The organism is Phosphitispora sp. TUW77, from assembly GCF_048453025.1.
Classification (GTDB): Bacteria; Bacillota; Thermincolia; order Thermincolales; family UBA2595; genus Phosphitispora.
Map to the genome: position 1 here is coordinate 233730 of NZ_CP156677.1, position 20489 is coordinate 254218.

General features: G+C 42.2%; 21 protein-coding genes and 2 pseudogenes. 8 read left to right on the plus strand and 15 right to left on the minus strand.

The window, feature by feature from the left end:
* Positions 1–176: 176 nt before the first annotated feature.
* The 3 genes from rplM to ABFY19_RS01230 all read left to right on the plus strand — a co-directional run bounded on the left by rplM (position 177) and on the right by ABFY19_RS01230 (position 2304).
* Positions 177–599 (plus strand): 50S ribosomal protein L13, encoded by a 423-nt coding sequence (gene rplM, locus ABFY19_RS01220; RefSeq protein WP_418792509.1) that lies wholly within the window; start codon positions 177–179, stop codon positions 597–599.
* 39 nt (positions 600–638) lie between these two features.
* Positions 639–1031 (plus strand): 30S ribosomal protein S9, encoded by a 393-nt coding sequence (gene rpsI / locus ABFY19_RS01225; protein WP_418791455.1) that lies wholly within the window; start codon positions 639–641, stop codon positions 1029–1031.
* Between the two features lie 214 nt (positions 1032–1245).
* A complete protein-coding gene (locus tag ABFY19_RS01230; protein ID WP_418791456.1) occupies positions 1246–2304 on the plus strand; it encodes a cytochrome c3 family protein in 1059 nt (352 codons plus the stop codon).
* Between the two features lie 119 nt (positions 2305–2423).
* Here ABFY19_RS01230 and cwlD read toward each other — a convergent pair whose 3' ends face one another.
* A complete protein-coding gene (gene cwlD, locus ABFY19_RS01235) occupies positions 2424–3134 on the minus strand; it encodes an N-acetylmuramoyl-L-alanine amidase CwlD (protein WP_418791457.1) in 711 nt (236 codons plus the stop codon).
* A gap of 272 nt (positions 3135–3406) precedes the next feature.
* Here cwlD and amrA point away from each other — a divergent pair, with 272 nt between their 5' ends.
* The 3 genes and pseudogenes from amrA to ABFY19_RS01250 all read left to right on the plus strand — a co-directional run.
* Positions 3407–4807, plus strand: a complete 1401-nt coding sequence (gene amrA, locus ABFY19_RS01240; protein ID WP_418791458.1) for an AmmeMemoRadiSam system protein A — start codon at positions 3407–3409, stop codon at positions 4805–4807.
* A 9-nt stretch (positions 4808–4816) separates the two neighbouring features.
* Positions 4817–5824 (plus strand): AmmeMemoRadiSam system radical SAM enzyme, encoded by a 1008-nt coding sequence (gene amrS, locus ABFY19_RS01245; RefSeq protein ID WP_418791459.1) that lies wholly within the window; start codon positions 4817–4819, stop codon positions 5822–5824.
* Between the two features lie 314 nt (positions 5825–6138).
* Positions 6139–6457: pseudogene (locus ABFY19_RS01250) on the plus strand (transposase); the annotation flags it as partial.
* A 44-nt stretch (positions 6458–6501) separates the two neighbouring features.
* Here ABFY19_RS01250 and ABFY19_RS01255 read toward each other — a convergent pair.
* The 8 genes and pseudogenes from ABFY19_RS01255 to ABFY19_RS01290 all read right to left on the minus strand — a co-directional run bounded on the left by ABFY19_RS01255 (position 6502) and on the right by ABFY19_RS01290 (position 10915).
* Complete coding sequence (locus ABFY19_RS01255; RefSeq protein ID WP_418791460.1) at positions 6502–6810, minus strand: DUF86 domain-containing protein; 309 nt, start codon at positions 6808–6810, stop codon at positions 6502–6504.
* Positions 6811–6820: 10 nt separating this feature from the next.
* Positions 6821–7108: a nucleotidyltransferase family protein gene (locus ABFY19_RS01260; protein ID WP_418791461.1), complete on the minus strand. Its 288-nt coding sequence runs from the start codon at positions 7106–7108 to the stop codon at positions 6821–6823.
* Between the two features lie 176 nt (positions 7109–7284).
* Positions 7285–7575, minus strand: coding sequence for a hypothetical protein (locus ABFY19_RS01265; RefSeq protein WP_418791462.1), 291 nt, complete (start codon positions 7573–7575; stop codon positions 7285–7287).
* 262 nt (positions 7576–7837) lie between these two features.
* Positions 7838–8314, minus strand: coding sequence for a hypothetical protein (locus tag ABFY19_RS01270; RefSeq protein WP_418791463.1), 477 nt, complete (start codon positions 8312–8314; stop codon positions 7838–7840).
* Positions 8315–8339: 25 nt separating this feature from the next.
* Positions 8340–9056, minus strand: a complete 717-nt coding sequence (locus ABFY19_RS01275; protein WP_418791464.1) for a hypothetical protein — start codon at positions 9054–9056, stop codon at positions 8340–8342.
* A gap of 6 nt (positions 9057–9062) precedes the next feature.
* Positions 9063–9215, minus strand: a pseudogene (locus tag ABFY19_RS01280) (RHS repeat-associated core domain-containing protein); the annotation flags it as partial.
* A gap of 9 nt (positions 9216–9224) precedes the next feature.
* Complete coding sequence (locus tag ABFY19_RS01285; protein WP_418791465.1) at positions 9225–10016, minus strand: RHS repeat domain-containing protein; 792 nt, start codon at positions 10014–10016, stop codon at positions 9225–9227.
* A gap of 413 nt (positions 10017–10429) precedes the next feature.
* On the minus strand, positions 10430–10915 hold the full coding sequence (locus ABFY19_RS01290; protein ID WP_418791466.1) for a hypothetical protein: 486 nt from the start codon (positions 10913–10915) through the stop codon (positions 10430–10432).
* A gap of 243 nt (positions 10916–11158) precedes the next feature.
* Between ABFY19_RS01290 and istA the strand changes: the two genes are divergently transcribed.
* Together istA and istB are read left to right on the plus strand one after the other, a co-directional pair.
* Complete coding sequence (istA, locus tag ABFY19_RS01295; RefSeq protein WP_418790354.1) at positions 11159–12670, plus strand: IS21 family transposase; 1512 nt, start codon at positions 11159–11161, stop codon at positions 12668–12670.
* On the plus strand, positions 12667–13380 hold the full coding sequence (gene istB / locus ABFY19_RS01300) for an IS21-like element helper ATPase IstB (protein WP_418790355.1): 714 nt from the start codon (positions 12667–12669) through the stop codon (positions 13378–13380). The genes istA and istB overlap by 4 nt, the downstream gene beginning before the upstream one ends.
* 76 nt (positions 13381–13456) lie before the next feature.
* On the opposite strand, the gene ABFY19_RS01305 is transcribed toward istB, so the two are convergent.
* The 6 genes from ABFY19_RS01305 to ABFY19_RS01330 form a co-directional block, all read right to left on the minus strand.
* Positions 13457–15997 (minus strand): RHS repeat domain-containing protein, encoded by a 2541-nt coding sequence (locus tag ABFY19_RS01305; RefSeq protein WP_418791467.1) that lies wholly within the window; start codon positions 15995–15997, stop codon positions 13457–13459.
* 12 nt (positions 15998–16009) lie between these two features.
* The gene (locus tag ABFY19_RS01310; protein WP_418791468.1) at positions 16010–16195 is read right to left on the minus strand and encodes a hypothetical protein; all 186 of its coding nucleotides are present in this window, start codon (positions 16193–16195) and stop codon (positions 16010–16012) included.
* 33 nt (positions 16196–16228) lie between these two features.
* Complete coding sequence (locus ABFY19_RS01315; RefSeq protein ID WP_418791469.1) at positions 16229–16495, minus strand: hypothetical protein; 267 nt, start codon at positions 16493–16495, stop codon at positions 16229–16231.
* A gap of 122 nt (positions 16496–16617) precedes the next feature.
* Entirely contained in the window at positions 16618–17115 is a 498-nt protein-coding gene (locus ABFY19_RS01320) for a hypothetical protein (protein ID WP_418791470.1), read from the minus strand.
* A 65-nt stretch (positions 17116–17180) separates the two neighbouring features.
* A complete protein-coding gene (locus tag ABFY19_RS01325; protein ID WP_418791471.1) occupies positions 17181–18428 on the minus strand; it encodes an IS110 family transposase in 1248 nt (415 codons plus the stop codon).
* A 185-nt stretch (positions 18429–18613) separates the two neighbouring features.
* On the minus strand, positions 18614–19396 hold the full coding sequence (locus ABFY19_RS01330; RefSeq protein WP_418791472.1) for a recombinase family protein: 783 nt from the start codon (positions 19394–19396) through the stop codon (positions 18614–18616).
* Positions 19397–20489 lie beyond the last annotated feature (1093 nt).

The window sequence follows — 20489 nt, forward strand, 5'->3', positions numbered from 1 at the left end:
ATATATGCGTGACTTTATAACCAATTAATCCACTGCCCCGGATTGTTGGTGTTGCTACCAGTGGTAGATGGTGGCAGCTTATTAAGCTAACATTGATGGATATTATCCGGTAACTACTGATATTACCTGGTAATGTTAGATTTGTAGGTAAGGAGGGAACATAATTGAGTACTTATATGGCTAAGCCCAATGAGATAAAGAAAAACTGGTATGTGATTGATGCTGAAGGCAAGCCGCTGGGACGGGTAGCTACTGAAATCGCCCGGATTCTTCGTGGCAAGCATAAGCCAATTTATACTCCACATGTTGATACCGGGGATTTTGTTATCGTAATAAATGCAGAAAAAGTTCTGCTTACAGGCAAAAAACTGCAGCAAAAACAGTATGTTCGCCATTCCGGTTATCCGGGTGGTTTAAAGACGATGTCATACGAGAGATTACTTAAAGAAAAACCTGAGCGGGCAATTGAAAAGGCGGTAAAAGGTATGCTGCCACATAACCGGCTGGGACGTGCTCAGAGACATAAGCTTAAAATTTATAGTGGTCCGGAACATCCACATACTGCGCAGCAGCCGGAAAAATGGGATTTTGCGGTTTAATAGATAGAAGAGTTTAACGGATGGAAGGAGGAACAGACATTGGCACAGGTTCAGTTTCAGGGAACAGGTCGTAGGAAGAACGCGATTGCACGCGTTAGGCTGTTGCCTGGTGAAGGCAAACTAGTAGTAAATAACAGGCCTTTGGATGCATATTTTGGCAAGAAGACCCTTGAAATGATTGTTAAGCAGCCGCTTAATTTGACCAATACCATTTCTCAGTATGATATTTTGGCAAAGGTCGAAGGGGGCGGAACAACAGGTCAGGCAGGGGCTATGCGTTTGGGCATTGCCCGGGCTCTAATAAAGGCTGACCCCAATTTGCGTTCCGCTTTGAAGAAAGCCGGTTTCCTAACCAGGGACCCGAGGATGAAGGAAAGAAAAAAATATGGGCTCAGAAAAGCTCGCCGGGCTCCCCAGTTTTCCAAGCGTTAGTTTGGATCGGAACTGCAGAGATTTTTACAGGAAGGTATTTATTACCTTCCTGTTTTATGTTTTTACGGCTATCTTACTTTCAGGTCACTTGCCGAATCAAGTTAAAAAATAACCGGAGAAACTGTCAAACTAAAAGAGGAAAATAAGTGTTTTAATAGAATAATTCAAATTAGGATTATTCTATATTTAGATAGAAAGGAGGGGAAGATGAAGAATGAAAGGGGAAAAACTACATAAGCGGTCCCTAAAGACAGCAACATTGTTTGCCGTACTGCTTGTAATCCTTGCTTTAGTAGTTGTGGGCTGTGGATCCAAGAGTACTTCGACTTCCGACAATGGAACTGCTGCTCCGGCTGCGTCAACCGGGGCACAAAAGGGGGATGCTTCAACTCAGGCTAACATGACTTCTGTAGCCCAGACTCAATGTACAGAGTGTCACGAGATGTGGCCTGAAATAACTACATGGCAGACTTCTGTTCATGCTAAGGTTGACTGTCTGGTATGCCATGTGGGGTATAACCCGACTCAAAACAAATCGGCTCATGACAGTAAAGCATTCCAGAAGCCGATTGCACTTCGGAAGACGACTGTCAGTGACGAGGCGTGTAAAAGCTGCCACGCTATGGAGAACAGGGATGCTACACTGCTTCCTGACTTGATAGCTCCTCACTCCAAGCACGCTGCCGGCGAGGTTTCATGTTTGGAATGCCATAGGTTTACTACTCACGGGAATATTGCAGAACGTAAAATTACTACGAGAAAAGAGTATGCAGACTATAATCAGTGGAGCCCGCAATTGGCCAAGCAGGCTGCACCTGGTGTACAGCGTCGTCCAAACATGTTTGTTTGTATTGCTTGCCATGAGTCCCGTAATGTAACTACAAAGTGTGCTGCCTGCCATTACTGGCCGGACAGGGCAACTCTGCCTTCTCACGAAAACGCTCAGTGGGGCAGCATTCACGGCAAGGCCGGTCGTTCAGATGTTGATAACTGCGCTAAGTGTCACTATGACAAAGAAAGCCAGAAGTTTGCTACTCCTTCTACAGGAGACAAAATCGCTGACTTTGCCCGGGCTAACAGTTATTGCTATGGATGTCACCTGGAGCGGCCTATTAACCACGATTCTCAGTGGATGGGTAAACACCCGCAGATGGCTAATGAAAAAGGCTTGCCAAATTGCTTCGCTTGCCATGATAAGAATCAACCCGGCGCTAATGTAACAGGTACATATTGTAACACCTGTCACTGGTTCCAGGCACCGGCAGCAAAGTAAAAGCAAGAATGATTTCTAAGGGAGCGTACCCATAAGATAAATCTTTTGGGTACGCTCTTTATATTTTGATGCGGAATTTTAGGTTTTGCTGCCTGCTAACACAATTTTCAGGGCTATGGTCAATTACTTGTTTTTTCGGCGTAGTACTTGGCGATACCGGAATAAATGGCATAAGCAAGTTTGCGTTGGTATTCGTTTTCTGACATCAGTTTTGCTTCAGCGGGATTTGAAATAAAGCCAATTTCCACTATAACTGCCGGCATTTTAGTATTTCGCGTTGTATAATAATCCTCGGGTTTTGCCTTTCGGGTTGTGTTTTTCATTACCCTAATTAGTTCTGACTGAATTGCTTCAGCCAATTTTTTACTTTCAGGCTGGTTTTTTTGGTAAAAGGTCTGGGCCCCCCGCCAACGGGAAGAGGGAAAGGAATTAACATGGATACTAATGTACAGGTCTGCATTTTTACTGTTGGCCATACCTACCCTCATAGAGAGGTCCTCACGTTTTTGCCTGTTTAGTTCTATATCTGTGGTTCTTGTCATAATGACATCTGCTCCAGCCTGGTTAAGTATGTTTTGCATGCGTTTTCCGATATCGAGTACAAGCTCTTTTTCCAGCAGTCCATTATGTCCAACAGCACCAGGATCGATTCCGCCGTGACCGGGATCAATTACAATCAAACGGTTGGCGACTGCCCATGAGGTTGCCGGGACCGTTTTATTAAGTGCTGTAACAGAACTCAGACAATAAAATGACATTGCCAGAGCTGCTGCCACGACCAATAAGCAGAATTTGTTCACCCGCAGTGTTTTAATATAAATCAAGCGCAACAGTGTTCCTCCTTATAATGCACGTACGCTCTCGGAAAATCGGTGCAATGCTTTACCAGATTAACTTATGGTCATTTCCGAGATGAAGATGTTCTCTTTAAGAATATGCAGTGCATAGTATGGCTTATGCCACAAAAAGACAACATTGTGTTAGTGATAAATTAGTAATAAAATAGTATTAAATTCAAATTCATTTAATTTAGATTAGTATAGATTTTATCCATTAGACAATAATGAAAGTGCAGGCTATAAGATAAAAAGGGGGGTTACTGTTGAGTAATATAGTTTTTTATGGTGTGGCGCCTCATCCTCCCATATTGCTTTCGGAGGTAGGGGGAGCAGACTCCAGAAAAGTTGACCGGACGTTTCAAGCCATGCAGAAATTTGCCCGGCAGATAACTGAAAGCGGTGCTGAGGCAGTTATAATAATTTCGCCTCATGGCTTTGTTTTTAGTGATGGAGTGGCCATAAACGGAAGTGATATCCTGGCGGGTGATTTAAAGAAGTTTAGGGCCGCTCTGAGTTTTGAATATTCTAATGATCTGGCTCTGGTAAATGAAATAGTGCAGCAGGCCGGGAAAAAAGGAATTGTCACACTTGCCATAGATGATGTTATGGCAAGTAATTATGGAATTACAACGACCCTTGATCATGGTGTGCTTGTACCCATGTATTTTCTTGATAGAGTTGGAATTAAACTCCCTGTTGTTTCAATATCAATGAGTATGCTGCCTGTTGAGGAATTATATGCTTTTGGGACTGCTATAAAAGATGCATGTAACAGGATTGGGAAAAAAGCTGCTCTTATTGCCAGCGGTGATTTGAGTCATCGCTTGTCATTGGAAGCTCCAGAAGGGTATTCCGAAAAAGGGGCTGTTTTTGACCGGACAATTGTAGACCTACTCGCAAAGAAGGATTTTAGGGGTATACTCAATATCGATACAGGATTAGTTGAGGCTGCCGCTGAATGCGGGTGGCGTTCAATTATTATGATGCTTGGAGCTGCGGACGGTGAAGATACGGATACCGAGGTGCTGTCATATGAAGGACCGTTTGGTGTCGGTTACATGGTTGCGGTATTAAAGCCTCTGGGGGGGAATGCTGATAGTCTCTTAGAGAGCTTATTTGATGAGCGGGCAAAGAAAATAGAAGCACAGCGGGCAGGAGAAAGTGAATTGGTTACTCTTGCCAGAAATTCTCTGGAACGATATGTCATGGAGGGAAAGAAAATAAAGCCTGATATGGGGAATAGTCTTTTACTGGAAGAAAAGGCCGGGGTTTTTGTTTCACTTAAGAAGCATGGCCGACTCAGGGGATGTATCGGGACAATAGAGCCGGTTACGGACAGCATAGGTTTTGAAATTGTAAATAATGCTATTGCCGCTGGGACCGGAGACCCCAGATTTGACCCGGTTGAACCGGATGAGCTTTCTGATTTGGTATATTCAGTGGACATTTTAAAACCAGCCGAGACTATTGAAAACATGAGCCAACTTGATGTCAAAAGATATGGGGTTATAGTTCGCAGTGGCAGAAAGTCCGGCCTCCTGCTGCCAAACCTTGAAAGTGTTGATACAGTGGAGGAACAGGTTGCCATAGCCAAGCAAAAAGCAGGAATTGGACCGGGTGAACCGGTACAATTGCAGCGTTTCGAAGTTGTCAGGTATTATTAGGAGGTCAATATGAAACAGGCTATGTTATGGGAAAACATAGGCAATGACAAGATACGGTGCCTGCTATGCCCTCAGAAGTGTGTTATTACTGAAGGGAAAAAGGGTTTTTGCCGGGTCAGGCATAATAACGGAGGAGTGTTATATGCTGTTAATTACGGTCAGGTTACGTCATATGGCATTGACCCTATAGAAAAGAAACCACTGTATCATTTCTATCCTGGATCGGACATTTTCTCTGTGGGTACGTTTGGTTGCAACTTGCGCTGTGGCTTTTGCCAGAACTGGAGTATCGCCCACGGTGACCCGGATACAGTTACTATTTCACCGGAACAGCTTGCCACCGCTACAGCAGCGGCTGCTGCTGAGGAACATGACGGTCACAATTCTATAGGAATTGCCTATACATATTCCGAGCCTTTAATGTGGTATGAATATGTTTATGATGCTGCAAAACTGGTTAGGGCCAGCGGCCTCAAGAATGTGCTGGTGACAAATGGTTTTATCAATCCGGAACCACTGAAGGAAATTTTACCCTTTATTGATGCTTTGAATATTGATGTCAAGGGTTTTTCTGATAGTTATTACAATGAAACGTGTATGGGGGAACTGCCCCCGGTCCTGCAGACTGTCGAGATTGCCAGCGCCTATTGTCATGTTGAGGTTACCACTCTGCTGGTGAATGGTTTAAATGACTCAAAAGAGGAAATCAGCCAATTGGCCGAATGGCTTGCCGGAATTAACAAAGATATTCCCCTGCATCTCTCACGATATTTTCCCAATTATAAAATGGAATTGCCTCCAACACCTTTATATGTGCTGGAGGAGGCCAGAAATGAAGCGCTTAAGAAACTGAACTATGTTTACCTCGGTAATGTTCCCGGCTCAGAGGCAGCCAGTACATATTGTCCGGAGTGTGGGACATTGCTTATTGACCGGCGGGGTTACAGGGCTGTAGAAATCGGTCTGGAAGGACAGAATTGCCGTATATGCGGCAGGGAGATTATGATTATAAGATAATGTTTAGGCATCCGAACCGGTGGATATACTTTAAATACAATAACAGTTTCCGGGAGGATGAATTATGAACAATAGCCAGACCCTAAAAGACATTAATAACAGGCTTGAGATGTATAATCTGTTTATGAGAGTTGCCAAGAAAATGAGGGCAGAAAAAAAGCGGGTACGTTAGAGGCAGGGTTTATCAGTAAGCTTGTTGAACCATGCTCGCAAACTGATACGGAAAAAGCAATATGAGAGGCATTATCTTGAACGGGATAGTGCCTCTCTTGTTTTAATTAGAGGATGTTTTAGTTTTGTGTAAATGAGTTTAGCAGGCTTTAACCTTTGAAGAATCCGGAGATGGCTTTTGACGATTTCAAAGAGAAGTGGGGCAAGAAACATCCCATCATCATCCGGTCCTGGGAGAATAACTGGCTTGAATTAACTGCCTATTTCAAATACCCGTATGAGAACCGGAGAATTATATATACAACTAATGTGATCGAAGGTTACCACCGACAATTACGGAAGGTAACAAAGACTAAAACGGCATATCCCACAGATGATGCCTTGAAGAAGATAATTTACCTGGCTACCGACCAGGCAGCAAAAAAATGGAATTTGCCGGTTAGAGAATGGACAACATTTTAGAAAATTCCATTTACACAAAATTATGTACACTCCCTAATAATCCACTAAACAATGCCTTCCAGTTGCGCTTTAAGAACAGGCATATCATTCTTCACCGTAAGCCATACATCACCCATTTTTAGAGTTTGATACTTATGGGCGGTAACATCCCTTATTCCAGCAATACTTTTCCATGGAACGGAAGTAGATGCGGCCTTGAAGTCGTCCGAAAGGTTCTTAACAAGTTCGCCGATGTTGATTAGTGTCATGCATACCGCACGTTTCGTTCTTTCATCAGCAATGAAATCAGTAACATCTATCCCAGTAATTAATTGCTCAATTACTTCTATTTCGGATAATATCTTTTTTATCACCTGCTTTTCCCTATTGTTCATAAATTTTTATTACCTTTGTTGGATTAATCAAAGCATTTTCATCAAGTGGAGCATGAATGACATCAACGTCTTTATGTAATTTTTCCTCAATTGCATTTTTGAAATCGATTAGAGTGAATAAAGAAACGCTTGGAGTTAAAAATTCAACCAAAATATCAACATCGCTGTTTTCCGTAGCTGCATCCTCTGCATAGGAACCAAACAGAGAAACCGTTTTCACTGGATATGAAGCAACTATTTCAGCAATTGCAGATTTTATTTGATTAAGGTTCAACATTTATTATCCCCCCATATTTTTAACCCTTTGGTTAATTATAACACATAACCTCTTACGCTTAAACATATACAATTTACCAGATGCTGTCATATTGTTTGGGCAAATTTCACCTTCAATATGTGGCTTCATCTAGCCCAACTAGCTTTACCCTTATGGACAAGTGCCGGGTTACACCGTCAAACGCGCCATCCAGGTGCTATGGCACTACGCCGTCCGTGGGTGCGCCCGGCACTTAAGGAATCATACTCATATGAATATGTGGTGAAATCCTTATCCTGCCACGAATTCAGCCCCTTAATAACCTTAGTGGTATTACCGGCCTTATCATACTCAAATCTGGTGATATTCGATTCTGTGGCACTGATAACCCTTTCCGCCGCAGCCAGGAAATTACGGTTCGTATAATACTGTTTGGTTTCATAACCGTCCGGGAGGTGGCATACGGTATAACCCCTGCTGCATTTCAAAAAGGAGGCGGGCAGCTTTTTTTGTGCCTAAGGGGAAAAAGGCCAATGGGTTTTGGTTTTCCGTTGGCCTAAAGTGTAGTTTTTTTGTTGTTTACCCTGTGAAGCGTTATGTGAATCTGTTCAGCTTAGTTTGGATTTTTCGTCAGAATTACTATTAGTCCCATCGTTTTTATTTTTTAATTCCAAATTTTTATTAATCACATAGTATCCTGGAACTAGTATTAACAGAAACAAAGTATTTGCTAGCTCACTTATGATTTCATCATAACCTAGGTATCCCCCCACTCGATTTAAGAGTCTCAAATATTCTTCTTTCCTCTTTGGAAAAATCTTCATATTTTTCCAATCTAGAACATGTTGAAAGTTTCTTTATATCTGGCTCGAAAAATTGCCTATATTGTTGTATTTCCGAGTCTGTATACCCTTCAAAAGTCACATATTGTTTGATTGTATATGTTTTTAAATTAAATACTGTATACCCAATCGAACCTTTAATGAATAATTGGTTATTTGTTTTTTTGTAGTCTTTAATCTTTTTTTCAATATCAGTTGATATGTCAAGATTGGTAAAACTAAGACTTCTATCAGGGTTTCGCATTATTTGGTATATACCACCTTCAAAACTTTCAACAGTATCTTTGCCAGAAGGGTACTTTTCTTTTTGCATGTCACATCTCGTAAGTGCAAAAATCGTAACTATAAAAATCAGAATTATTAAGCATATATAGTTTTTATTCACATATCGTTCCTCCTATTTTCCAAAATCACTTAATAATACAATTGAAGTTAAAGTTTATTTTTACAGGTACTGGTCTTATTGCTCCCAATTTTTCCGAAATTACAGCTGCATCATTACCTGCCCATCCGATTACTGCTTTCATACTTTTCTGTGCATATGGATTCTTAAACTCCGTGAAATTAAATACATCAGTAATATTTCCGGTTATTTGCCACGTCCCATCACTATTTTTTGTTCCAGTAACATTTATGTTGTATCTGTGAATAGAAAACATTAGGTCTCCATTCTTTTCAAAACTCGATGTTCCAGTCAATTCGAAGCTATTTCCATTTGTTTTATTAATAGCATTTTTAATATATGTAATAAACTCTGAATCCTTAATTATTTTTTGTGATACTGCCGAACTAGAACTGTAGACCGCAGTCTGAGGATTATTTGACAATGACCTCGACAATAAATCCCCTGTTAAATCCCATCCAATAGCGTCGAATGTCTTCGCCGTACTACTCCATACTGCTCTTTGAGCAGCTATTTCTGCTCTTGCAGCAGCTCGCAAAGCTTCTGCTTGTGCATGATAAAACCCTTTTAAGAACTCATTCGTCGTCTTTCTCCATTTATCTCCTAATGCAACAAGAGCGTTATATGTAACTGAATCTTTTCCAAACTCAGTTGCATCTGTTACTGCTTCATGCCCGCTCGGATCAATAAACCTCACCGGATTATTCGCTGCATAACTATACAAATGCTCCAGCCAAGCAGCGCCTTTTTCTACGCCATAACTATCCTCCTGTGTGAACCTTTGTATACTCGGGTCATTATACCGCGCCCGCAGGTAATAATTGCCCGTCTCCTCATCCAGGTACTCCCCGCAATAGCGGAAGGGATTGTCAAGCTTCTCTATTTCCTGGCGTCACAGCTCCGTTGTCTGCTTCCCGCCGAATGCGGGCAGGGGAGTGGTTTCTTCCTGCCCAAAGGGGTCATAACGGTAATCCTTAATCAGTTGGCCTTTTTCATCCAGCAGTTGCGTGACATCCCCATGTGCATTATGCAGGTAAAACAGCATCTGTGCATCAACATGGCCGGGGCTGTTTTCACGATAAATCAGCTTCAGGCCGCGGATATTTGCTGCTGTAACAGTATTGTCCCGGTCTGTCTCCAGGATAATATTGCCTGCATTGTAGTAATAGTTTGTTGCCGAATCCCCAAAATCCTTCTTAGTGCGCAGCCCGTTTCCATTATAGGTATATTCAACAAAGCTGTTATCCGGGGTGTGGACCCGCTGCAGTTGGTTAAAGCCATTGTAGTCATAGCTAAACGCCTTAGTTGCCATGGTATTACCGTTAATTTTAAATACATCTTCCTTAGTTAACTGGTTCCCCACAGCATCATAAGTAAACCTGTGCTGAACGGTTTCACCGCCTTTTTTTGTTTCCTGGAGCAGGAGGCGGCTGTTATTATCATAGAGGTATGATGTTTCTTCGATTTTATTGCCGGTTATCTCAGTAACCTGCTTAATATTGTCCAGGTCGTCATATTCATAGTTCTGAATTTTATCATCAGGGAGCAGGGCGGTCTTAATCCAGGACAGGGGGTCATAATAATACTTGGTGGTCCCGTTTCCTTCATCCTTCTGGATTTGATTGCCGCGCTTATCATACTTATACTCATAGCTGCTGACAATGCTGCTGTTGTCCCAATGCATAAAAAGGCGAAAGGCTATTGTTGAGCATCCGTCTGGATACTTAAAAGGATATTATCCTCCGACTACTGCCTTACTAAAAGGCTTACGAACTGAGGGGTGAATTTTCGCTTACCTTTTTAACCTTAAATATGAAGCGAGCTAATATCAATGGGAACAAAGAAATTAATGGAGGCTATCGTCAGGGATTAACACCCACTTTTTGTTTTTTTTCGAAATACACCTTGATTGTTTCCCCCACTTTAGGGACTAAGGCAGGTTTTGACACAGTCTGGGGCAGAGCCCCAAGGGTTTTATACTAACACTGAAAAGGACATAACACAAAATTTTTTCTGTGTCTTGACAAAGGGGAGTATTATAGAGGGGACATAAGTACTGATAATAGAGAACAGGGAGGCCTACGGCCTCCCTGTTCTCTATTTGAATACTACTGCAACCCAGTGATCATCGAGTTCGATGACACTTAACACATTGTTACTAATGAAGCTGTAATCACTTTCTCCTTCGTTAGAGCTATAAACAATAGTAGCACTTTTCCCAAAACCTTTAAATGAATTGAAAACAAAATGTTTTCCACTATCGTCTACTTGTACCGTTACAGTGCCATCAAAACTTGCCATTCGTTGTGGTGGCATATATCGCTTTTCATTGATTTGAAACTGTGCTATTTCTTCGTTATTCTCCAGCTCGATTACTTGCTCTCGAGATTCCAGATGAAGCTTATAATCTAGGCGTAAATTGAAAGGTGTAAAGACGAAATACAGCTCATAAAAACAAGTAAGTAATGACATTAGCAAAGGCAAAAATGATTGCCAATACTTATTTGTTATTCCTGTTATTGCATAGATAAAAGCAAAAACAGTAATTCCAACAAATACACAGACCAATGCAATTGATGTCACAGTACCCACCATATAACTTGTTTTTCTAACTATATCCCATCTAAATCGATTGAATAGAAATAGTAAGATAATAACGATAAAATAAATCATTGCAATTAAGTACTGTCTTTTCTGTTTATGGCAAAATGAAAGTGTAGCACTCCGGAAGTAGAAAAAAGTAGCAGAAAAATGGAAAATCCATTGCCAACACCCCGGAAATACTTTACCCTTTGAGTTGCGAAGCTTAAAGGGGGTATAGAAAGGATGCTGACAATGGAACAAGTCCATAATATCAAATACCTGTTCAAATTTAAAGGGAAAACCCTAAGAGGGATTGCCCGTGAAACAGGTCACCATTTCAATACCGTTAAGAAGTATGTTGAAAAAGAAAACTTTAATCTCGAACATAATCCGGGTAAGCTAAGGGTACGCAAACTGGCGCCGTATATAGATTTAATAGATTCATGGCTGGAAGCTGACCTGCATGCAAAGCCCAAGCAAAGGCACACCGCCCAAAGGGTGTTCGACCGTCTGAAGGAACAGTTCCCGGACTTCGATATTTCAGACCGGTCTGTAAGAGCATATGTGTCTAAACGCAAAAAGGGAATTGGCCTGACGCAGGAAGGCCATTTGCCGCTGGAACATCCGCCGGGTGAAGCTCAGATAGATTTTGGCGCTGCTCAGTTCATCGAAAAAGGAGTTCTGTACGACGGGCATTATCTTAACCTGTCATTCCCTTACAGCAACGGTGGTTACCTTCAGTTATTCAAGTCTGAGAATCAGGAATGCCTATTGGAAGGCCTGAAAACCATCTTTGAACACATTGGCAAAGTGCCAACCCATGCCTGGTTAGATAATGCATCCACAACCGTCAGCAAAATTCGCAAAAACGGTGAACGGGATATCACCAAAGGCTTTGCCCGGTTTATGCTCCACTATGGCTTCCAGAGCAATTTCTGTAATCCTGACAGCGGCCATGAAAAGGGTCATGTGGAAGGCAAGGTCGGCTATCACCGGAGAAACTTCCTGGTCCCCATTCCCGAATTCGATGATTTAAAGAAGTTCAACAAAATACTGCTGGAAAAGTGTGATGCGGATATGAACCGTAAGCACTACCAAAAGCCGCATTTAATCTGTGCCCTATTTGCCGAAGACAAGGCTGCCATGGATAAACTTCCGGAAGTTCCCTTTGAAGTATACCGACTTGAACCTGTCAAAGTAGATAAATATGGCAAAGTGCGATATGAAAACAAGCTTTACTCATCCTCACCTGAATATGCAGGCAAAAACCTGTGGCTTAAAGTCGGGGCCTACGATGTCGAAGTTATGAATCAGGAATACCGGACGGTTGTGCAGCACCCCAGGCTGTATGGCCAGCAAAACGAATCGATGATTTGGGGGCCATACCTGAAGCTGATGGTCAGAAGGCCAGCAGCACTCAAATACACAGGTTTCTTTAAGCAACTGCCGTCAACTATCCAGGACTACTTTGATAAATGTGATTACACCGAGAAGAGAAACTCTCTTAAAATCCTGCTAACCATGCTTCAGACTGCTGATATGGCTGCTGCTGAAGCGGCATTTGCCGAATCCTGCCGGAGAGAAACCATTAATTCAGACAGTTTGCTGGCTATCCACAACCGCCTGAATACATATCTTCCGGAAGATAACTTCCAAAACACTGCATTTAAACTTCCGGAAGTTCAAAAATATAGCACTAACTTCCGAGCCTATGATCTCCTGCTTAAAGGAGGTGAACAGCCCTGGAAGCAATGATTACTGAATACTGCAAAAAACTTAAGATTGGCCGTACTTTCTACAAAGACTACAAAGAAATCGAAGTTGCATCCAATCAGGAATTTCTGCTGCGACTTCTGGAAATGGAATTTGCCAACCGTGAAATCACCCGAAAAAGGAGGCTCCTTAAAGCAGCCGGCTTTGATGTGATGAAAACATTTCAGGATTACAGCTTTGAGCATATCGAAATTCCCAAATCCATCGCTCTGAATGAGCTTACCAGTACTGATTTTATACAGAACAAACAGAATCTCATCCTTTATGGGCCAGTAGGCACAGGTAAAACCCATCTGGCTACAGCACTGGGCGTGGAATCCTGCAATCAGGGTAAATCAGTTAGATTCTTCCGTACAGCAGCATTGGTTAACCAATTATCTGAAGCCAAAAAATCCGGAAGTTTGAACAAATACATGCGGCAAATTCAGAAATGCGACCTGCTAATCTGCGATGAATGGGGCTATGTGCCCTTTGAAAAGGGCGGGGCCCAACTGCTGTTTCAGGTAATATCGGAATGCTATGAAAAACGCAGCGTTATTATTACTACCAACCTGGAATTCAGCAACTGGAACGGGATTTTCTATGATGAGAAGATGACCAGCGCCATTATTGACCGGCTGGTTCATCACAGCCACCTGCTGGTGTTTGGCGGACCAAGTTACCGGTTAACCCATTCATCCATTAATTGTTAAATATGTAAACCGGGGTGTTACACTTCTTAACTTCCGGAATGCTACATTATTTACTTGCCAAATACACTTTTCATTTTCATCGTCCTTGCTTTGCCATATTTATGCCATATTCCACCCAAAATCCATCACCTGCTCCAGTGGTTGCGGGGTTGAGTAGCATTATATCAAAAAATCCCATCTTAGCACCAACGTAGCCTAGATTTAAATTGCCAAATTTATCAGCTCCCATAAGCATACCATCAAAATAAATCCAAGCTGTCCAGTTCTTTGCATATCCACCATCAGATTGTTTTTTATTCATATCAACACCATTAAATGTTCCATAGTCATCTGCATTATGGCCAACTTGCCAATAGGGATCCCATTTATAATCCCAGTCATTGCATGTCATTGAAACAAACCAGCTATACGAAGTTAACAATGGATCTCCACCATTAGCTAAAAACCAGTAATTATTAAGAAGTGAATCCATATAATCTATACCTGTCTGCGCATTTGTATGCAGTGTATCCATCACTATATCTTGCCCATACAGATATGGCGTTTCTGCACGGGCAAGGCTCCGGGCATCCTCTGCTATTTGATGATAATTATCTTTCTGGGACTGTTCATCTGTTGCAGTCCAGCGATTTCCTAAATCACCGAGTATCTTGTATGTGTCAGAATCTTTGCCAAACTCAGAAGCGTCAGGATCGTCATACCAATCGTAAACACCGTTAATTGTGTAATAGCCAGCAACACGAATATGCCCGCTCGGATCAATAAACCTCACCGGATTATTCCCACAATATCCATACAAATGATCCAGCCAAGCAGCGCCACGCTCTACGCCATAACTATCCTTCTGGGTGAACCTCTGTATACTCGGGTCATAATACCGGGCCCGCAGGTAATAATTCCCTGTCTCCTCATCCAGATACTCCCCGCAATAGCGGAAGGGGTTGTCAATCTTCTCCACTTCCTGGCGCCACAGTTCTGTTGTCTGCTTCCCGCCGAATGCGGGCAGGGGAGTGGTTTCTTCCTGCCCAAAGGGGTCGTACCGGTAATCCTTAATCAGTTGGCCTGTTTCATCCAGCAGTTGCGTGACATCCCCATGTGCATTGTGCAGGTAGAACAGCATCTGTGCATCAACCTGGCCGGAGCTGTTTTCACGATAAATCAGCTTCAGGCCGCGGATATTTGCCGCTGTAACAGCATTGTCCCGGTCGGTCTCCAGGATAATATTATCCGCATTATAGTAATAGTTTGTCACCAAATCCCCAAAATCCTTCTTAGTGCGCAGACCGTTTCCGTTATAGGTATATTCAACAAAGTTGTTATCCGGGGTTTGGACCCGCTGCAGCTGGTTAAAGCCATTATAGTCATAGCTAAACGACTTAGTTGCCATGGTATTACCGTTAATTTTAAATACATCTTCCTTAGTTAACTGGTTCCCCACAGCATCATAAGTAAACCTGTGCTGAACGGTTTCACCGCCTTTTGTTGTTTCCTGGAGCAGCAGGCGGCTGTTATTATCATAGAGGTATGATGTTTCCTCAATTTTATTGCCGGTTATCTCAGTAACCTGCTTGATATTGTCCAGGTCGTCATATTCATAGTTCTGAATTTTATCATCAGGGAGCAGGGCAGTCTTAATCCGGGACAGGGGGTCATAATAGTACTTGGTGGTCCCGTTTCCTTCATCCTTCTGGATTTGATTGCCGCGCTTATCATACTTATACTCATAACTGCTGATAATGCTGCTGCCATCCCAGTGACGCAGGTTCCTGACATTACCTGACGGGTAATACTGGTAAGTTGACTTGATTCCCGTGACCCCATTGAGCTCTTCCGTTAACTGGCCGATATCATTGTACTTATAGCGGAATCTCTTGCCATTATCATTGACCGCAGTTAGCCTGCCCACATTGTCATACTCATAATTAAGGTTAATCTGTGTCAGGCTGCCCTGAAGCACCTTAAGTGCAGAAACCCGGCCGGCCCTGTCATAAGCATAGTCCTGCCTGATACCATTCCCATAGTTTATGGAAGTAAGGCGTCCCAAATCATCATACTCAAAAACAGTCGTTCCCGAGGCATCAGTCATCTTCCTGGTTTGGCCCAGCTTATCAATAGTAATATTAACAGCGGTTTTCTTTCCGTCCTTACTGTTTTGTTTTTGTATCAGCCTGTTTAAGCCATCATAAGTATAGGCAGTTTCAACCTTATTCCGGTCAATAAGTTTTACCAGGTTGCCATTATTGTCATATTTATACTGTGTTTTCCGGTTTTCCGCATCTGCCGACAGTATGAGCCTGTTTAAGGAATCATACTCATATGAATATGTGGTGAAATCATTATCCTGCCACGAATTTAGCCCTTTAATAACCTTAGTGGTATTACCGGCCTTATCATACTCAAACCTGGTGATATTCGATTCTGTGGCACTGATAACCCTTTCCGCTGCAGCCAGGAAAAACCTGTTCAGTTTGGTCAGATGAATTCTTGAACTTATAAAAAGTGCTCTTGTAGGCCTGCTGAATGCTATGAAATATGTACTCCCAAAACAGGGAGGGAGGATTTTTATGCCCTTTAAAGGAAGAACCTCAAGAGAGTATATATACTTCCCTTGAGGCATATTTGATACTGCTTAAAGATATGAAATTAAATGCATAAATCCAATAAAAGCAAACCAAATAACTGATGTAATTATATATAGTTTTTTCAACTCTTTTTTTTCTCTCCAACCGGTTATCCCATTTACAAAAGCTGCAATTGTTGCGAAAGAAACTATTATAAATATAATAGCCTTTACTGCATCAATCAGATTTTTCAACGAGCTGCCTCCTTTTTGCTAAAAACTTTCATACTATTTAAAAATCTTTAAAAGTGTTTTCACATCATTATATAAATCATAAACATCTATCCATGTTGAAGGGGAAATTAAAGAAGTGTAACCAACCTGTTCAATTGCGCTATCAAGAGCAGGGTCTCCCGACGAGGGTATTATTTTATCTAAAACTAAGCCCTCTACTGCTCCAGCATGAGCGTTTACTATACTATATGCAGTATTTTTATAAGGCTGTGCCCCCTCACACGTCATACCTTTCCAAATATCGCTTGGTATATTTGACAAATCAACTTCATTGACTGCCTGTTCAATACTTTTTATTCTTTTAGGTGGTGTAGGAGTTGTTATAATATTAGTTTTGGTTGTAGTAGTTTGACCCGTCCCCTGAGGCGAAAAACCGTGGTCGGTTATTTAAAAAATCTGCTGACGAGGGCACCTATGAGACCACCAATAAGTATCTTTATAACATCCCAGAAAACACCCTTTCTCCTGTCTCTGATGGTTTGCTTCTGAACCTGAACATAGAGGTCTAACAATGCCAACGCCTCATTCTTATTCCTTAAGTATTTCTCTAAAAAATCAGGATTCTCTCTGGCATCAACTGCTGATGTCTTCTTTTGGCAGCACTCACATATGCTATCGTATTCTGTTTCTATAAACTCTACGCATGTTGACTTAATCTTTTCCAAATCCCTTATCCAAAGTCGTAGTGCTGAGGTTTTCTCTAACAAGTTTTTTAACTCAACATTTAATATGTCAGAACCTTTAAATGCACTTTGAAAGAAAGCACTACTACTATACAAAGTGTTTCTTCGTGCAAAATCCTCAAGCACTACCTGCATATCTTTATTCACCCTATCTTGTAATGCTGGTAAAACCAACGCCAACCATTTACAAATATCCATAGAAGCCTCCTACTGGTTTTTCACAAAAAAGGTGGCAACACTTTCCAGTGCTCACCACCATTTTATCACACCGCCTCTTTTTCGGGAAGAAGCGGCATGACGTACACTGTCTTGTTCTTCATTATACTGTAGATAATGTCAACCAGCTTACGCATTAGAGCTACAATTGCCTGCCCCTTAGTCTTACCTTCCGCAAGCTTACCGTGATAGTACTGATACAGATAAGGGTTACGTGGTTGCTTCTTGGTCTTAGATACCTGTGTCTGTTGCACTGCCAGGAAGTAGAATATGCCATGCAGTACCCTGTTGCCCTGCTTCTTACTCTTTTCGTCTTTGCCTTTGCCTGCTGAGCTGAAATTTAGAGGTGCTATCCCTGAGAATCTGGCTAGCTTAGAAGAACTGGCAAACCTTTTTATATCTCCTATCTCAGCAATAATTGATGCCGCCATGACAGTATTAATTCCTGGCATTGAATCGAGTTGATAACCAAGGAGTTTTAACAGTTTGGCCAATTCCGTATCTACCTCTATAATCTTCTCTTTGTTCTCCCGCAACTGCCTTACCTGGCTTCTTACTAGTAAATCCCTTGATTCCTGATATTCCCTCTCATTATGTCCGTCAGCTTCCACCAGAGATAATATGTGCTCTGCCTTTTTAGTAGAACAGGTGTTATTGCTGGCTTCAAGCAGGAAGGATGTTAGCTTATTTACCGTTACATCCTTTAAATGGTGAGGGGCGGGATACCTCTCCCAAAATGTTAATGCTGTCTTACCGTCAATCTCAGAGAAGAACTTCCTGTAACTAGGATAGTGGTAACTCAATTGAACGTGTAACTGATTAAGTAATGCTGAGTTGGTTTTTACTAAGGCATTTCTCCTGGTTACTAATTGAGCTATCGTCCAATACAAGTCTTGCGGATTGGCATCTGGAAGTTCAAGAAACTTCCTCACAAGTACTTCAGCAACGCATTGTGCATCCCAACTGTCACTCTTATATGGAGTAGGATAGCTTTTGCGTTCGGCATACGATAAAGCTGAGTTTACCTCCTTTACTATCTGCTTTTTCTCAATAAGGACTGTTGCCAATGCCCGCCCATACCCACTTACATCTTCCAAACCATAGATAGGGGTTATACTTCTCCTGGCATACTTCTTAACTTCTGCTATTAGCTGAGAGAAGGCGGCGGGTTTGTTCTCAAAAGTAATCTCCCCTAACTTCTCATTCCAGCAGTTAATAACGACTGCCGTATGCTGGTTCTTATGCGTGTCCACTCCTACATAGATATGCCTTTCTTTCTCATGCTTTTGGCGCATAGCATCACTCTCCAGTTCGTTTTGTAAATATAAAAACCTCGAAAAGAATGTCAGCAACCTGAGTTGAGCGTAAATCTGCTTCCAGACCCGCACGGGGACGCAAGCTTAAACATTCCCTTCTGAATGGATAAAATCCCTTTCACATCTTTTATACGAGGTAAAACCTCATTGATTCAGTAGAATTACTAAATAATTGACTGGTGCTGTCCCTGTGCTTCTATCAGACCATACCTATAATGCCCTCTGTACAAGGCTTCACGGTCTAATATCCTCTTTACCTGAACCTTGGTAAATAGTTTGCCTTGTGCCGTCTTGTGCCCTGCCCTGTTCAGTTCTGCGGCATATTGAGACAGTGACCATCCTGGATACTGTTCCCGCAGTTCAAACAGGTAACGAATGGTGTTAGCCTGTTCTTCATCCACCTGTAGAACCTTCTGCCCTTTGCGGGCGGCATAACCAAATGCTACCCTCCCGCCAGCATACCCGCCCTGTTGAGCCTTCTTCCGTCTACCTCTACTTAGTTTCAAAGCAATTTCTAGCCTCTGATACTGGTCTAGAAGCTCCAGTATACCATTTACAAGTACATCGGTAGGGTCATGGGCATAGATGCTGTATGTAGGCTGTTCTATGGCTTTTACGTCCACTTTATACCGTTTGAGTTCTCTTTGTATCAGTACCTTTACAATGTCACTTCTCCAGAGGCGGGAAGTATTAAGAACAACAATATATTCAACCTCTTGCCACGCAAGGTCAGAGAGCATTTCCTGTAATCCTTCTCTGTCGATAGTCAGTTCGTCCATGTCTACCTTTGCCCCGCTTATGCCCGCATCCTGATATATATTGACCAGTTCAAGACCATGGCGGGTACAGTAGCTTTGAATCTCCTCTACCTGATAGGCAAGACTGTAGCCATCCTTGACTTGCCCCTGTGTAGATACACGCACGTATCCCAGGACTTTTTCCTTCATAAGTTCACCCCCGTAACAATAATTTGAATTTCTGTACCGGCAAGGGAGGCGGGCTGATATTTTGTTGTCAAAGAACAGTCGTAACAGTAGGGATTAAAGCTTTTAGGCATTCATCTTACAACTGTTTCGTCGTATTGGGATGGTTCCAGGGAAACATTATCCTTTTTGATGAAATTATCATTATCCCAGAAAGCAAATAACCCCCCCGATACCCCGAAGTTAGACCTTCGGCGGATTCAGGCGGGGGTTGATAGTAATACCACTGAAATATTTTTAAAAAAAGTTGGTGCGGGACTGAATTGAGAAGAACTTTTTACGTATATAAAAGTTGAAGTATATTTTTCAAGCTTTCCGAAAGGGGTGAGTTGTATTTTGAACTTGGTTATTATTATTTGTCTTACACCGTGGCTTTTCAGTAGCACACGTTAAATAACTGGCCCGACTAATCCTCGGTGGGATTATGCGTAAGAAGCTCAACGACCCAATCTCCAGATTATCCCGTCGTAGTGCCGTATGGCAGGGAACCCTGACAGAGTGATGGTGAATCCATCCACGCAGTAAAGCTACACCTGGGTGCGTTTGATGTCTTGTAGGCAGCGGATACCTGAAACTCATCAGTATTTCCGTATTGCGTTCTCCCGTATATCGGGGGAACGCATACGTTGTCCTGCCCTCACCAGGATGCCCCGTTAGAGGGCTACCCGCCGCCGTGCGAAGCGGGGCGGCGGGGGGAGAGGCTGAGACAGCATAGTAAGACAATAGATATAGAGATAAGTTAAGATAAGTTAAGAGAAATATGAGAGATACCAATATGAGATAAGTAAGATATAGATAAATAGAGAATGAGAATGTAAGATGTATATGAAATATGGATTACGGTATGAGGTACAGTCTAAGGCTTATAATCCCTGGGATACCAAGAAATCCCAAGTCTAGCCCCCGCCACCTTACGATAAGGGTATCTTGAATAAGTAATCCAACAAGTAGGTTAAATTCCTTGGCTTCTTTACCTCATGGCAGGTCAAAACATGGTGCATGGTGCGTTTCTTACCGCTACAATCCGCCATATTCAGGAAATATCCTGGTGCTAATC